General features: G+C 34.6%; 12 protein-coding genes. 4 read left to right on the top strand and 8 right to left on the bottom strand.

The window, feature by feature from the left end; translation table 11 throughout:
• Positions 1–73 precede the first annotated feature (73 nt).
• Positions 74–1123 carry a M42 family metallopeptidase gene (locus BGI23_RS04685; RefSeq protein ID WP_000930097.1) on the bottom strand — a complete coding sequence of 350 codons (1050 nt, stop codon included), beginning with the start codon at positions 1121–1123 and terminating at the stop codon, positions 74–76.
• A 126-nt stretch (positions 1124–1249) separates the two neighbouring features.
• Here BGI23_RS04685 and BGI23_RS04680 point away from each other — a divergent pair, with 126 nt between their 5' ends.
• The gene (locus BGI23_RS04680) at positions 1250–1429 is read left to right on the top strand and encodes a hypothetical protein (protein WP_070805343.1); all 180 of its coding nucleotides are present in this window, start codon (positions 1250–1252) and stop codon (positions 1427–1429) included.
• 21 nt (positions 1430–1450) lie between these two features.
• On the opposite strand, the gene BGI23_RS04675 is transcribed toward BGI23_RS04680, so the two are convergent.
• From BGI23_RS04675 to BGI23_RS04665, 3 genes are all read right to left on the bottom strand, one after another.
• Positions 1451–1777, bottom strand: coding sequence for a nucleoside triphosphate pyrophosphohydrolase (locus BGI23_RS04675; RefSeq protein ID WP_001277353.1), 327 nt, complete (start codon positions 1775–1777; stop codon positions 1451–1453).
• A gap of 17 nt (positions 1778–1794) precedes the next feature.
• Complete coding sequence (locus BGI23_RS04670) at positions 1795–2115, bottom strand: hypothetical protein (RefSeq protein ID WP_000720155.1); 321 nt, start codon at positions 2113–2115, stop codon at positions 1795–1797.
• A 100-nt stretch (positions 2116–2215) separates the two neighbouring features.
• Positions 2216–3004 (bottom strand): enoyl-CoA hydratase, encoded by a 789-nt coding sequence (locus BGI23_RS04665; protein WP_000454170.1) that lies wholly within the window; start codon positions 3002–3004, stop codon positions 2216–2218.
• A 472-nt stretch (positions 3005–3476) separates the two neighbouring features.
• Between BGI23_RS04665 and BGI23_RS04660 the strand changes: the two genes are divergently transcribed.
• Positions 3477–4871, top strand: a complete 1395-nt coding sequence (locus BGI23_RS04660) for an O-antigen ligase family protein (protein WP_000256711.1) — start codon at positions 3477–3479, stop codon at positions 4869–4871.
• Positions 4872–5012: 141 nt separating this feature from the next.
• Here the strand turns inward: BGI23_RS04660 and BGI23_RS04655 are convergent, their stop codons facing one another.
• Positions 5013–6044 (bottom strand): hypothetical protein, encoded by a 1032-nt coding sequence (locus tag BGI23_RS04655; RefSeq protein WP_070805342.1) that lies wholly within the window; start codon positions 6042–6044, stop codon positions 5013–5015.
• A 9-nt stretch (positions 6045–6053) separates the two neighbouring features.
• Entirely contained in the window at positions 6054–7511 is a 1458-nt protein-coding gene (locus BGI23_RS04650) for an MBOAT family O-acyltransferase (RefSeq protein WP_000898519.1), read from the bottom strand.
• Positions 7512–7735: 224 nt separating this feature from the next.
• On the opposite strand from BGI23_RS04650, the gene BGI23_RS04645 reads away from it, so the two are divergent.
• Complete coding sequence (locus BGI23_RS04645; protein WP_000232141.1) at positions 7736–9151, top strand: MBOAT family O-acyltransferase; 1416 nt, start codon at positions 7736–7738, stop codon at positions 9149–9151.
• Positions 9152–9175: 24 nt separating this feature from the next.
• On the top strand, positions 9176–10366 hold the full coding sequence (gene patB1 / locus BGI23_RS04640) for a secondary cell wall polysaccharide O-acetyltransferase PatB1 (RefSeq protein ID WP_070805341.1): 1191 nt from the start codon (positions 9176–9178) through the stop codon (positions 10364–10366).
• Positions 10367–10462: 96 nt separating this feature from the next.
• On the opposite strand, the gene BGI23_RS04635 is transcribed toward patB1, so the two are convergent.
• Both BGI23_RS04635 and sap read right to left on the bottom strand, forming a co-directional pair.
• Positions 10463–13042, bottom strand: coding sequence for an S-layer homology domain-containing protein (locus BGI23_RS04635; protein WP_001140724.1), 2580 nt, complete (start codon positions 13040–13042; stop codon positions 10463–10465).
• Positions 13043–13762: 720 nt separating this feature from the next.
• Positions 13763–16207, bottom strand: a complete 2445-nt coding sequence (sap, locus tag BGI23_RS04630; RefSeq protein WP_070805340.1) for an S-layer protein Sap — start codon at positions 16205–16207, stop codon at positions 13763–13765.
• Positions 16208–16691: the final 484 nt, after the last annotated feature.

The raw sequence follows: 16691 nt of genomic DNA, 5'->3' as shown, positions 1-16691 counted from the left end.
TTACTCTTTGTTAAATAAAGTCGATTTCTCTGCAAACAAAAAATAGGCTACTAGAGGTAGCCTATTTCTTTTCTTATTCTGCAATCATCTCTGATAATACATATGCATAAACAAGTGCTTCTGTATGAGCAATCGAACTTTCATGTGTACGCTCAAATGCATGAGAAGAATCAATACCTGCTCCAATTAATGCATGCTTCACATCAAATCCAGCGCGAATCGCAGCTGATGCATCCGATCCATAGTACGGATAAATATCTACTTTATATTCAATATTGTTCGTTTTCGCAAGCTCTACTAAATGTTTACGTAGTGCATAATGATACGGACCACTAGAGTCTTTTGCACAAATAGATACTGTATACTCGTCAGATGCTTGTCCATCACCTAGCGCTCCCATATCAACCGCTAAATATTCAACCGTTTCTTCTGGAATGTTAGAGTTACCACCGTATCCAATCTCTTCATTGTTAGAAATTAAGAAATGAGTTGTATATGGTAATGTTACGTTTTCATCTTGTAATCGCTTAATTAATTTTAATAGAATCGCAACACTTACTTTGTCATCTAAATGACGTGATTTTATGTATCCACTCTCTGTAATTTGAACGCGTGGATCAAATGAAACGAAGTCTCCTACTTCAATTCCTAATTCACGTACTTCATCAGCTGAAAATACGCGCTCATCAATACGAACCTCAATATTTTTCTCATCGCGTTTCGCTTCACCTGCATCTTTATATACATGTACAGATGTTTGATGCATTAAAATCGTTCCTGTATACGTCTTGCCACTTGATGTTTCAATTTCGCAATATTCCCCTTCTACAGAGTTCCAGCGAAATCCGCCAATCATAGAAAGACTGAGACGACCATCTGGCTTAATTTCTTTTACCATCGCACCTAACGTATCAACATGTGCTGTTAATAAACGGTGCTGTGCATCATTTTTCCCTTTTACCGTTAAAATAAGAGCACCTTTATTGTTACGCTTCGTTTCTACATTCCACTCACTTACATAGTTTTCAATAAAACGAATAATTTTCTCTGTATTTCCAGATGGACTTGGAATAGAGACAAGCTCCTTAATCAATTCCATCGTTTCTTTCGTATGATGTGCCATTGTCATTTCCTCCTCATTTTTCCTATTATTTAGTATACCGAATTTACTATAAATCCTCTACTCATATAGCTTAATTTTCTAAATTATAGTAAAATTCACTTTAGTATATAAAAGGAGTTATACAATATGAATATATCAAAAAAATATGTACACATTGCACTCATTTGGTTTCTAGCATCATTACTTTGTTTACAAGTTTCTTATGCAGTTCATACTACTACTTCTATTACAACTGGCTGGGTATTAACAGCTATCTTCTTCATTATTAGTTTATTTGCAACAAAAAAGCATAGCATTAATGAGTAACGCTATGCTTTCCCTACAAATCTATTCTTCTGAAACATCCAACAAGTAAATACCTCTTTCAAACCCACCGCGCTCTATCTCTTTCTGCTTACGAAGACGTTCTACATCTTCAATTGTTGCACCTTCTGCACGCGCTAATGATATGATTACTTCCAGTGCATCCGCAAGAGAATCAAGCGCATGTTCACGCTCTTTCATAGAAGCAAATTCACGAATTTCTTCTGTCCCAATTTTCGCCAAAGCTTGTATGTATGCTTGTCCTGTTAATTTTTGTGCTGTATATGTTTTTCCAGACATTAAAATCTTCTCTGGAACACGATCTCTTACTAACTTGTTATATGCTGACATCATTCATCCTCCTATGTTTAATAGCAGCCGAGCTCTGCCTTATAAAATAACCACTCTTTTTTCACACAAGCACTTAACATATCAATTCCTGATCCATGTGCCCTTACTGCCGGAAAGAAATAATGCTCTGGTTCTTCTTTCTTATCGCCATATAAGGTTTGGTACTCATCAGGAATCGCCTCTTTTTTCACATCCCGTTCTTTCTCCACTTCACCTGAGAAAGCAACAATTGGATGCCCTTCAAAGAATAGTGCAGTTCGTACCGCAAGAGATGGTGTACTATGCAAAGCATAATATGTAAGTAAAATAATAACGATAACACCAATAATTTTCTTCATATATTACTCCTAAAAAAAGTGCTAACACAATTATACTAAAATGTGTTAGCACTTTCTCCCTTTATCCTAAATTAGCCGGCAGTAAAACTACCACTACACTTTATTCTCCTTTAAATGCTGGCAAACGTTTTTCTAAAAATGCAGCGATGCCCTCTTTATGATCCGCTGTTTGTCTCATCGCATATTGGCCGCGTTTTTCAAGCTGCAGCGTTTGTTCTAAATTAGAGCGATTTACTTCACATAAAATTTGCTTCGTTTGAATCATCGCTTTGATTGGCTTTTGTGACCATTCACTAATTTTTTGCTTCACAGCCGTTTGGAAATCTTCGCCGATTACTTCATCAATTAAACCGATATCAAGCGCTTCGCTCGCCGATAATTTCTTTCCTTCCCAAATAATTTGCTTCGTCATATTTTCACCAACGCGCTTCTGAAGGAAGAAATGGCCGCCACCATCTGGAATTAAAGCGATTCCAATAAAGTTCATCGCAATAATTGATGATATATCTGCCATCACATAGTCAGCTGTTAGTGCAATACTTAATCCAAGACCAGCAGTTGGTCCATGAATAGCACTAATAACAAGTTTCGGCATCGTGTATAAAGTCACAACGACTTCAGAAATAGTATTCATAATACCATCAAACTTGCTTTCATCATTACTTGAAAGCATCGATTTAATATCTCCACCCGCAGAAAAACCACGGCCGTTCCCGCATAACACAACAATGTGTGCAGAACTCTCCGCTACTTCTTTCAGCTTTTGTAATAACTCTTTTAACGTTGGCTCATCTAATGCATTTAACACCTCTGGGCGATTGACCATAACCGTTGCAACGTGCCCTTCATATTTCACAATGACAGATTCTGTTTTACTTGTTACTTCCATTATATATACCCCTCTTTTCTACATAAAGTGAAACTTTAATCAGTGGGGTGGGGGTTTTCTTCATCCCCCACTCCACTGATTATTAGTTGAACCAATCGGACTTTTATGGGCAGTTGATTCCCCACCTAACTTCTTTGCTTTCTCTGAATTTTGAGGTGGGGGTCTTACTGCCCATTAAAGCGGGACAAAGATTATACTTATATAATTATAGAAAGGATGTGAAAAACCCTTCTTTTTTTCTTAATTTTCTGTCTAATAATCTCGTAATTTGTATATCACCTTGTATAAAACATACAATTTCGTTGAAAAATATAGAAATTAAAGTCGGTTTATCCCGGCTCTTCATCTATTTACCATTACAATGAAATGGTGTATTCTTAAGTCTGATATAAAAATTAAATATAGAAATTCATTCCCCTTCCTATTATATAGAGGGGTGCTGAAATAAAGGAATGAAGAAATGGAGGAACATATGGTTACTAAGTTAAAACAGACGGATAACTACTTCCCGCATTTCCTACTGCTATTCATCGTGTTTCAACCAATTTTAGATTTATTAACATCTTTTTCAATCTATGTATTACACATGAGCGCAACAGTCGGAATCGTAGTCCGTTTCGCCTTTATGCTTCTTGCATTAGGTTATCTACTTCTTCATCATAAACAACAAGGCGCGAAAAAGTACATTCTCTATTTATGTTTACTCGGAATTGCACTGGCAATCGGTCTTGTAAATAATATGATGGTTAAATCTCCAGTTTCATTTGGAGAAGAAGTTAAATTTATTTTAAAGAGCATATATCCAATTGTGCTACTGTTTGGATATATTATCGTCTTTAAAGAGCTAAAAAATAAAGAATATGTGTTTCATAAAATCATTACATATTTCTTATATGCAACTTTAATTTTAAGCATCACAATGATTATCGCAATGCAAACTGGAACTGATTTCCCAAGCTATCCTCACTCAAAAATTGGTTCAAGAGGATGGTTCTTTGCTGGAAATGATTTAAGTGCTCTCTTCGCGATTATGTTCCCAATCGTTGTCTTATATTCGATTTATAAAACAACTTCTTTCTCGAAAATATATTACTGGATCCCAACAATACTTGCGATGTATGCAAGTATTATGGTCGGAACAAAAGTTGGATATGGTGCAATTGTGCTAACATTAGGCGTAGCACTTTTCTTCTCGTTCATTGAATATATGATAAACCGTAAAAAAGAAAAAAAAGGATTCACATATCTTGTAAACACCATCGTTGCAGCAGTTGTACTAGGCGGTTTAATTGTTCTTACACCGCATACTCCTATCGCAAAAAATATGGGAATCCACATGCAAATATACGAATACAAAAAATCAGTACAAGAAGAACAGGATAAAAAAGAAGGAAAAGTAATTAAAGAAAATCCAGAGGATGCAAAAAAACACGCAAAAGGTGAACTAACAGACTCTGAAGTGAAGAGTTTAATTTATAGTGATCGGGACAAATTCTTAAAAGTATACAAACAATACTATAAAGAAGCACCGCTCTCACAAAAACTTTTTGGAATGGGTTACGCTGGTAACTACACAGTTAAAATTAAATTAATTGAAATGGACTTCCATGACCTATTTTTCGCCTTTGGAATTATCGGTTTCCTTATTTACTTAATACCACTTCTATACTTCGGTATTAAGCTATTCATCCGTATGATCACAAACTTTAAGAAAATTATAACTGTAAAATATATGCTATTATCTAGTACACTCATCCTATCACTTGGCATCGGCTTTATGTCTGGTCACGTATTAACAGCGCCATCTGTTAGCATTTTTTTCATCGTTATACTTGCCTACTTAATTGTTGATTTAGAAATAGAATAGAAAGAAGCAGCATCTATTTGGATGCTGCTTCTTTCTACTCCGGTCATAATTGCTTTTTCTCGCTTAATTAAATTTTTTGTGGACTACTAAAAAAGATCGAATCACATGACGATTCGATCTTTGAAACAAAACTATTTCTTTCTATTGAAACGATGCATGAATCTGCTCCAGCACCTCATCAATATTATCCTTCGTAATAACAATACCGAAATCTTTCGGCACATTACGATCTTCTTCATTTACAACTTTATGTGCAATTATCTTTCCGACTTCTGGCCTGAAATGATGTCCATCCATATAATTATCTAAGTTCTTTGTTACTGAATTTAAATACATGAAATGATGCACTTCTCCAAATATATCGACAGTATCATGGAGCCACCTTTTATAATCTTCCCAACGCCCTGATTGAATCATCGCACGGAACAATGGCTCTGAAACAGGAGTTGTAAAAATATAAAACTTTGTATTCGGATTATGAGATTTTACAGTTCCTAATATTTCCTTCATATTTTGATACTCATAATTCCCGCCATAAATCTCTCTACTAAATTTATCTACTTGCGCGGCAATTTGTGTGTCACGCTCTTCTTTCGTATACTCACGCATCGATTTTATGTTATCGCGATTATATACATCAATAGTCTTATTGTGATGAATGGAGTTTTGAATTGTATTTCGGGAATATGTAATCCCATCCATACTCACATACGATTTAATTGGATATAGTAAGCTTTGTGCCTCATTAATATATACTTCTGGCTTTTCAAAACCGATTTCTCTATTTTTGTTCGTTCCAAGGAAATCTAAACCAATCACAATAGAAGATAATTCACTACCTTTTCTCTCTTTTGCATATTCAATGTACGCATCGTACTCACGCGGATCTGTACTACTTACCGCATAATTAAATGCGTTTAATCCAGTAAAATCATTCTCATTGATAAACGTTGTTCTACTACTTCCAAGTATAACGCCATCATAAGTAAACGGACGATATGTTATATAATTCGTTTTTTGTTGTCTCTCATTAAACCCAAACTGAACATTATTCCACTTATTTTTATGCGAGAATAACCAAAGTGAATCTGCATAGCCATTAAATATTCCAACACCTGCAAGTGGAACAAAAACACATACAAAAACGAAAATAAGCCACTGTTTGTTTTTCATATTCTCCACCTAGAAATTAAAGTATAAAAACTCACTAATACTCGTTAAATGCAATACACTATACACAAGTAATATTGCAGTAAATAACGCCGTCCATACTGTCGGACGGAATGAGTCTTTTAACTGAATTGAATTTTTTAAGAAGAAACTAATACATAATGCTCCGAAAATATACGCTACTATTTCCGTATTTAATAATGAAACATGGTATGCTTCAGTAAATGAAACACCGTACCCTTTTAAAAATTGTAGCTTCTCAATAACAAATACCGGGAATACGCTATTGGCTAGTTCGAATCCATTAAATCCAAACATTCCTTTTAACACTTTCACCGCATCATGCATCGATGTTGCTCTAAAGAATACCCACGTTATATTAATGAAGAAAAACGTCACGAGCCATCCCGCCCAGGCCGGCATGCACCCTCCTGCTTTGTTCCACAAACGATGAACGACAGAAGCTAATCCGTGCAGAAATCCCCAGAAAATAAATGTCCAACCAGCCCCATGCCAAAGTCCACTTATTAAGAAGACAATCATAATATTGACGTATGTACGCGTAATACCTTTTCGATTTCCTCCAAGAGAAATATACACATATTTCGTTAAAAACTGGCTTAAAGTCATATGCCAACGATGCCAAAAGTCTTGTATACTCACCGCTTTATAAGGTGAGTTAAAGTTTTGAGGCAATTTAATGTTGAACATTAACGCAATTCCAATTGCCATATCGCTATATCCACTGAAATCAAAGTATAACTGAAATGTAAACGCTAATGATGAAAGCCAAGCTTCAACAAAGGTTAGCGACTGCTGTACATCAAACCCTTCCCGTACGACAGGAGATAAAACGTCTGCAATCCCTACTTTCTTGAAAATACCGATGGCAAATACAAAAATACCGAGAACGATATAATTTGATTGCCAACGCTTTTTACTACGATCCGCAAATTGCGGCATAATTTGCGCATGGTGTACAATTGGTCCTGCAATAAGTTGCGGGAAAAATGTTACAAACAGAGCGTAATCAAGAAAATGACATGCCTCCGTTTCCCCGCGATATGTATCTACTAAAAACGCAATCTTTTGGAATGTATAGAAACTAATCGCAAGCGGTAACGTTAATGATAATAATGTAAAATGAGTTCCAAATAACGAATTTACATTTTGCAAAAAGAAATCATAGTACTTGAAATAACTAAGCATTCCAATATTAAATAGTAAGCCTACTGTTAAAAGAAGTTTACTCTTATGCTTCACGAGCCTCATTCCGATAAAGTAGTTCACAATGAGCGATACTAACATAAGCGGCAAATACTTTATGTTCCAATAACTATAGAAAAATAAAGATGCTGCCACAAGCCAAGCTTTCGCTAAAGTAGTTTGTCCAAATTTATTCAATAAAAAATATAAAAGAAATGCTATCGGTAAAAATAAAAAAATAAACTCAAACGAGTTAAATAACACACCATCTCTTCCCTTCTAAACAAATCACACCTTATTCATCTTATCTTATCCAGATAGTGGGTGTCAAAAGGATTCCATACCGCTTTTCTTCTATTATATAGAATAATTATTTTAATCGAATTATGAACATGCTAAAATATTAAAGGCACTATTATAAAAAAGAATATATAATAGATATGTCGTTTTTTTTACGAAATGTATTTCGAAAAAGTGAGGAGAGTCCTTTGGTATTTAGTAGTTCGATTTTCTTATTTATCTTTTTACCTCTCGTATTATTTCTCTATTTTATAGTGCGTGCCGAGCTACGTAATTTCGTATTACTTGCATTTAGTTTAATTTTCTATGCATGGGGCGAACCACGTTTCGTTCTTTTAATGCTCTTTTCCATCGTATTAAACTACTGCTTCGGCCTACTCGTGCATCATTATGATAAACGAAAAAATATGAAAGTCACATTTTTAATTATGGCTGTAGTCGGAAATATACTATTACTTTCTTATTTTAAGTATATTTCATTTTTTACAGACATTTTAAACAACGTATTGCACTTATCTATTCATGTGGAACCTATTCCACTACCAATTGGAATTTCATTTTATACATTCCAAGCGATGTCCTATGTCATCGATATATACCGTAAAGATGGGGATGTTCAAAAAAATCCACTTAACTTAGCGCTATATATCTCTATTTTCCCTCAGCTTATTGCCGGACCAATTGTTCGTTACAATATCGTCGCTGAGCAAATTAAAACGCGCATCCATTCTTTTGAACGATTCACAGAAGGTATTCAAATTTTCGTTCTCGGACTAGCAAAAAAGATATTAATCGCTAACCAAGTTGGATTCGTCGCTGATAAAATCTTTGCCTTACCACCATCTGAAATGAGTGTTGGAACGGCATGGATTGGTATTATCGCCTATACCCTGCAAATTTATTTCGATTTCTCAGGGTACTCTGATATGGCAATCGGACTTGGAAAAATGTTCGGCTTTGATTTCCCGAAAAACTTCAACTATCCGTACATCTCTAAATCTATTTCAGAGTTTTGGAGAAGATGGCATATTACACTCGGCTCTTGGTTCCGCGATTACATATATATCCCACTCGGCGGAAACCGCGTTTCAAAACTAGCGAATTATCGTAACCTCTTCATCGTATGGGGGTTAACTGGTTTATGGCACGGGGCGAGCTGGACATTTATCGCCTGGGGCTTATATTACGGCTTTATTATTTCAATTGAAAAAGCTGGATTCGAAAAAATATTAAACAAACTATGGAAGCCGCTGCAACATGCATACGTATTACTAATCGTTATGATTGGTTGGGTCTTCTTCCGAGCTGACAATTTCGCTTACTCGTTCCAATATTTAAAAGCGATGTTCGGCATAAGCGGCCAATCTTTCATCGATGACAATACGATGTTATACGTACATGAATACATTATCGTATTTCTCATTGCCTTTATCGCAGCGACACCAATTTTAAAAAGAATGAAAAACATACTAGAACTTGCGCCAAAAACGTATATGTTCACAATGCAATTTGTACGTCCTATATTATTACTAACATTATTTATGATTTCGGTTATGTACTTGATTAACTCAACATATAATCCATTTATTTATTTCAGGTTTTAACTGATGTAGGAAGGAAACGTTATTATGAAAAAATTGGGGAACCTCATCCTGTTTATCGGTTTTCTCACCATTATCTTTTCATTTGGCATATTATCGTTACTCAAAACAGACCGAGACATTTCACCAGTTGAAAATCGGCCGCTCGCTCAAAAACCAGCACTTACGAAAGAAGCTCTCCTAACTGGTAGCTTCTTTAAAGATGTCGAAACATACACAAATGATCAACTAATCGGACGAGATGAGCTTATTAAAAACTATACAATTGCTCAAATTAATATGGGCAAATCTCTCATTAACGACATTATTTTAACTGATGATAAATGGCTCCTGAAAAACCCGGCGTGGACAAAAAAATATAATGAAATTGACCAATCCATGCCTGCTATAAACGATTTGTCGCAGTTTTTAAAAGAACAAAACGTTGAGTTTTACTTTGCTTTACCACCGTCAAAAACGAATGCATTATCATTTAAATTACCTTCTCATATTCACACATATGCAGAGGAAAATTTAAATTACTTTCTAAAGAAGCTTCCAGCAGACGTAAAGCCAATAAAACTGATGGAACACTTTAAACAGAACTATACAAACGAAGAAATACAGGACATGTATTTCAAAACAGATCATCATTGGAATATGGACGGTGCCTTCTTAGGTTACCAATATATAATGAACACAATCGGGCAACAATCTTCTATATATAAAGGAAAAGAAATAAAAAAAGAAGACTACACTCGGACATGTGCGCAAAATAAACATTTAGTTGGAAGTTTTAACAACCAACTATACCAACTCATCGATGCCAATGGTGAAAAATTATGCTACTACACACCGAAAGACGGTTTCAACTTCACAAGCGTAACCGCAAAAGATGTGCAAGGTACTAATCACCAAAACTTAGATGAAATATACGGCGTAGAAAAACAAAAAGATACAACATCATACGCAGGTTATTACACAGATGACTATCCAGAAATCGTCATCGAAAATAACAATGCACAAAATGAAGTACGCGCCCTAGTCCTAAAAGACTCATTCGCAAACGCAATCGTGCCACACTTAGCACAAAGTTTCAAACACACATCTATCCTCGACCTGCGTCACTATCACGAAAAAGATGTATATCAATACATTCAAGACAACAACATTAACATGGTATTGTTCGTGTATAGTGATTCGAATTTGAGCGGGGATATGTTTAAGTTTAAGAAATAGAAAGAAGGCTCTTGTATTTTTACAAGAGCCTTCTTTCTATTAAAAAAATCAGCGGGGATGAATCCCCACTGATTTTTTACTTTATCTATAATCGACTTATAGATTTGGATTGTTAAGAACGTTCACTTGTACTGCTTGTGAACCAATTTCACTTGTTACAACATTCTTATCGCCTAATACTTTGAATACTAATGTACCTTTGTCAGTGTACTTCGTAGTTAAAGCATCATAAATGTCTGCTTTAAAGTTGTTGAATACTGAATCACTTGATGCTGTTACTGTTACATCGCCAAGTTTTTGGTCAAAGATGTCATAATGAGCATTACCATTTGTATCAAGGTAAAGAGTTCCTTTATCTTTGCCAGACTTCACAACACGTACTTTATGTTGTGTTTCTTTTGTTAAGTTAATACCTTTTACGATATCATCAAGGTTACTCTTCTCAAGTTCTAATACAGTACCGATGTTAATTTTCTTCTCAACGAAGTTTTCTGTTTGAACTGGTTTGAAGTCTACAGATTTAATAGCGATTTTCTCTTGAACGATTTCTAATGTCGCTTTACCAGCAGTTGCACCATTTTTCGTTAAGTGGATATCAACTTTACCTGGTTTTAAACCTTTAACAACAACTTTATTTCCAACAATTTCAGCTGTAGCTACTGCTGGATTTTTAGACTCAACTTCATAACCTTCTAAGTTTTCAGGATCAGAATATACGCGATCTGAAGTGTACTTAGATAATTGATACTCAACTGTGTTAGCCACATTTAAGTCAAGTTTTGAATCAGGTGATTCACCGTATTTACCTACTTTAGATACAAGTTCGAAGTTTTTGAATGCAACGTTACCTTCTGTTACGTTCACATATAATGAACCTAAAGTTTCACCGTTAGCATTTTGGAAATGAACTGTACCTTCTCCTACTTCATTACCTGTAACACCAATTGTTTTTGTACCGATTGAGCCAGCATCAGTTGTTGTTACATCTAATTTTTTCACTACGCCAGTTTTTGGAAGAACCTCTTTAATTGCAGCTGTGTTAGCACCAAATGGATCGCCATATTGGTCAGTTGTTACAAATGTAACAGGTAACTCTTTGTTTTGAACAACTTGTAATTTATCTGGATTAGCTTTTACTGATTTTAACGTACGAGAACCAGTCGTTACTTTGAATTTAACGTCTTTTGTAACGTCGCCTACTTTAATAGTAAGTGTAGCTTCACCAGCAGCTTCAGCTGTAATGTAGTTGTTTACTACAGAGATAATACCGCTGTTTGAAGATTTAATGCTAATTGAGTTTGGATCAACTACTTTATCTTCTCCAGCGATTGTAGCAACTACGTTATGGATTTGTGCTTTTTCACCAACCACTAACGTTTGGCTGTTTAGTTTGAAGTCTTTTCCAGTCAATGTATTACCGTATACTACACCGTTTTTATCTGCATCTACCGCAAATACAGTGCTCTTAATTGCAGAAGCTGGTGTATCAAGGTTTTTCACTGAAATAATACCAGTGTTAGAAACAGTTAAACCACCGCGTTTTGTAACTTGAACCTCTACTTTGTAATCACCGTGAGAAAGGCCAACACCAAGTTTACCTGTAGAAGAAGTTGACTTTCCACCCTCAAAAATGTTTGCTGGTGAACCGTCTAAGTTATTTGCTACAAATTTGACGTCATGGTTTGCTAAGTTTAAGTACTCAACATCAGCGTTACCTTTTTCGTCGTTTAATTTGAAGACAATTGCTTGACCAGCACGATCATCATCAAATGTAAGTTTTTCTACAGCTAATTTTTTCACTTCGTATACGAATTTCGCTACGAATGATTGATTTTTAACTTTAATGCTTAAGTCTTTATTAGGAGCTACTTTGCCACCAAGTGTTACTACAGCAGAAGTACCATCAGCGCTTGCTTCAATCGCAACAGCTTTATCTCCTTCAAGAGTTACATCATCAGCAGAAAGTTTATCTAAACCAGTACCTGTTAATGTTAATTTCGCTGGTTCAGAAATTTTCACATCTGTTACATATGCTTGTGCATTATCTTTTTTACCATATTTTTTATCTGTTAATGCGATAAATTGAGCTGCTTCTGCACGAGTTACAGTTTTATTTGGCTCCCATTTCGTACCAGTACCTACAGAGATTCCAAGGTTAATTAGGATGTTTGCTTTTTCTTCACCCCAATGTTTTCTTAAATCATCAAATGTTGTAACTAACTCGCCATTAACTTTATCTTTTAAGTTATAAGCACTTACTAACATAGAAGCAAATGAAGCACGGTCAATCTTTCCTTCTGGATAGAAGTTTTCTTTGCCGTCACCTTTAACGATACCAGCTTTTTCAACTGCTGCGATATATTTAGCAGCCCATGTATTTTTAGCATCTTTGAAAGAAGGTTGAGCATTTTCATCAACTGGTAAATTTAAAATTTTAGTGAAGATTACAGCTGCAGAAGCACGATCGATTGATTCGGTTGGACCATATGTACCGTCTGGCTTACCTACAATTGCACCTTTATCTACTAAGTAGTTAATAGATTCTTCTGCCCAATGTCCAGCTGGAACGTCTGGGAATGATTTACCTGCTGCTGCTACTGGAGATACAACACCTGCTACCATTGCTGCTGTCATTGTACCTGCGATTACTTTTTTGTAAGAGTTAGTCTTTGCCATTTTATAAATTTCCTCCTTCAGGAATATGCTACTAGTTTCACATCATATTAAATTTGAAAACTAGCTAGTTAGAAAAGCCATAAAACAATAAAAACATAAACAAAAACACTATAATGAAAAGTAGTTCACATAAAAAATGATACAAACCGTTTAATGTAAATATAAGGTTTAAATACCATTTTCTGAAACAAGTTCATCATACTATACAAAACCATTCGTTATCAAGAACTTTCTCAAAAGAAGATTCGACACATTCTGATAATTCAGTCTTTTAATCGTACTATTAGGATATTGATAATACTTAAATATAGAAATGAATAAACTGTTTTCCTATAAACCACTCTCAATGCGCTTCGTATATTTTTCATATCGAATACACAATTGGAATTATAGCACATATTTCCACTTCATCACCTAAATATTTTTTACAATAAATACAATTTTCAGACTACATTCGACTGAAACTATTTCATTTCGACATTATTTTCTTCTTTTCGAATGTTTTTTTAACAGAAAAAGGTGTTGATTTACAAAAAATTTACATATCAATGAGGTATTCTTCTATTTTTGAAAGCGCTTTTGATTTGTTTCTCAATAGAGCTACTCCTTTCAACTTCAAATGTATATGAAATAAGAGCAAAATAAAAAGCCTATGATACTCATAGACTTTTGTCTATTTTCTCATAGGCTTATATTAATCATTTATTAAATGATTTTTAATTATTTTGTTGCAGGTTTTGCTTCTTTAATAGAAACTGCAACTTGTACAGCTTTATCAAATTCTACTTTTTGCTCTTTTCCATCTTTTACAACTGTCAGGTTTTTCACATAGATAGATGTTGCACCTTTTGCACCAACTGTACCATTTTCAGCTACAACATTTGTGTCAGCAGAAACAAATTCTACATTAGAAACTGTTGCTTTTGCTGTAGTCGCAGGTACACCATCAACAGATAAGATATTTAAAAGTGCAGCTTTTAAATCAGCATTTGGAGCTACTTCTTTAAGAGATGTGCTTGTAAATTCTACTGCTAATTCTTTAGCAGTTGGTGCTGTATCAACAACTTTGAATGAATGAGTTGTGATTAATTTGCCATCTAGTACAACTGTTACTTTATAAGTTTCACCAGCTTTTGCACCTTGACCAACAGTAATTACACTGTTATTTTGTACAGTAACTTGTGCATCAGTTGCGTCTACTTCTTTACCTTCTTTGTTTGTTGTTGTTACTTTTAGTTCAGCTGCTTCTGCACCTTTTAATACTAATCCATTTGCATCTACAGGAAGAACTGAAACAGTCATTGCATTCTTTTGGTTTTCCTCAGTAACATATTTATCTAATTCTTTTTCTAAACCACGAACTTCAAATTTAGAGAATGCACCTGGAGCTTTTAATTCTAGAGCTAATGTAGCTTTTGCTTCTTTTTCACCAGATTTTGCAGTTAATACAACTTTATAATTACCAGCTTCTTGACCTGCTGCATTCAGAACTAATTCTTTGTTCACATATTTAGCTTCTAATTTTTGTTCTTTTAATTCTTTACCATCTTTATCAAGTACTTTCACTGTTACAGGAGCTGTAAACTCTTTACCGTATTGATCTAGTACTGGAGCTTTTACTTTTAAGTCTGTTACATCTTTTGTAGAAAGCGCTACGTTAGTTTTTTCTAATTTAATTTCTTTCATTGCTTTTTGAGCGAAAGCTTCAATTTCAACTGTTTTTGAAACAAGTTCTTTACCTTTTGAATCTTTTACAGTTACTTTTACTGGTGCTTTTCCTGCAGATAATACAGTTACTTTACCAGTAGCTTTATCTACTACAGCAACTTCTGTGTTTAACGACTCATATTCAACTTTTCCAGTTGTTACTGCGTTAAATTGATCTTTCAATTCTACTTGAACGTAAGCGTTGTCGCCTTCGTAAACTTTATTGTTTTGTTTGAAATCTTTAGAAGTAAAGTCAGCTTTATTTTGTTCTGCAACTGTCCAGTTAGAGATTGAAGCTACTGCAGCACCTTCAGCAGAAACTTTTACTTCTTTACTTTCAGCTACTACTTTACCGTCTTTTTTATAAACAGCTTTTACAGTAGTTGAAGTACCTTTTGCTAAAGTGATTTCACCTTTTGCATTAATTTTTTCTGCAGCTGGAGTTACAAATTCAATACCCTCCGGTGAAACAACTTCAGTACCGTTTTCATCTTTAACTGTGAATTGTAATGCTGTTGGCTCATCAGCTACAACTGTTTGGTCAGCCATTTCGATTGTTTTTGCTTCTAAAGAACCTACAGCTACTTCTGTTTTACCAACTTTGTTTACATCTACAGTGTAAGTTTGTTTAGCTGCTAAGTTACTATATAATTCAACTGTAGCAGATTTTTTATCTTCTGATAAAGTTACCTCTTTAACTAGTACTTTATCGTTGTTAGCTTTGTTAGTTACTTTGATATCTTCTTTAGTTAATTTTTCAACAGCTTTGCTGAATTTAACTTCTACTTTTTGAGTTGTAACAGCTTTTGCAGATTCAACTTTTGCTGCTTCTGTACCGAACTGCTTGTCAGTCATAGCAATAAATTGAGCTGCTTCTGCTTTAGTTACAGATTTATTTGGCTCCCATTTGTCGCCAGTACCTACAGAGATTCCTAATTTAACTAGGATGTTAGCTTTGTCTTTACCCCAGCTATCTTTTAAATCATCGAATTTAGTTTCTAGAGGACCGTTTACTTTAGTATCTAATTTGTAAGCTTCTACAAGAAGAGATGCCATAGAAACGCGGTCGATTTTTCCGTTTGGATCGAATACGCCTTCGCCTTTACCTTTAACAACGCCAGCTTTTTCTACAGCTGCGATGAATGGAGTATACCATTGGCCTTGAGAATCACCGAATGATGGTTTAGCATCTTTATCGATTGGTAAGTTTAAGATTTGAGCCATCATTGTAGCTGCTTCTGCACGAGTTAATTCTTTTCCAGGCTCGAACATTCCTTTGTCGTTACCTGTAACTGCACCTTTTTCTGCTAAGTAGTTAATAGAATCAATTCCCCAGTGATCAGCTGGAACGTCTGGGAATGTTTTTCCTGCTGCTGCTACTGGAGATACAACACCTGCTACCATTGCTGCTGTCATTGTACCAGCGATTACTTTTTTGTAAGAGTTAGTCTTTGCCATTTTATATATTTCCTCCTTAGGAATGTAATACTAGTTCCATACTGTTTTAAATAGATATTCTACTTATTTTTGAAACTAGTAGATATAAATGTGGTTAAAGTATTCTTTATACAGAATAATAGAATATCCCGTATTAAAGAATCATAAAGAAATCATACACCCTTTTCATCCAATTTAAAACCTTAAATTCGACAAAAAAGTGAATTTTCACAATTCGAAACGATCGTTTTTTCGACTTTCATTTTAAAGGATCCAGATCTAAAAATCAGAATATTTTAAATGAATAGAAAAACGCGTCAGAATTACATTTATAACAAACTTCTTATAACCATTTACAACTATAACAGAAAAAGCTTTCCAATTACAACATCTAACTATAGAGATATTACGACATTAATTGACAACTTATTTTTCTATGATTCGACATTTTTATTACCATCAGATTTTCCAAAATTACCATACCTATTTTTTATCATTTACTAAA

The organism is Bacillus sp. ABP14 (assembly GCF_001831375.1).
GTDB lineage: Bacteria > Bacillota > Bacilli > Bacillales > Bacillaceae_G > Bacillus_A > Bacillus_A paranthracis.
Note: the sequence above shows the minus strand (reverse complement) of the source record. Positions and strands in the feature narration are given on the sequence as shown.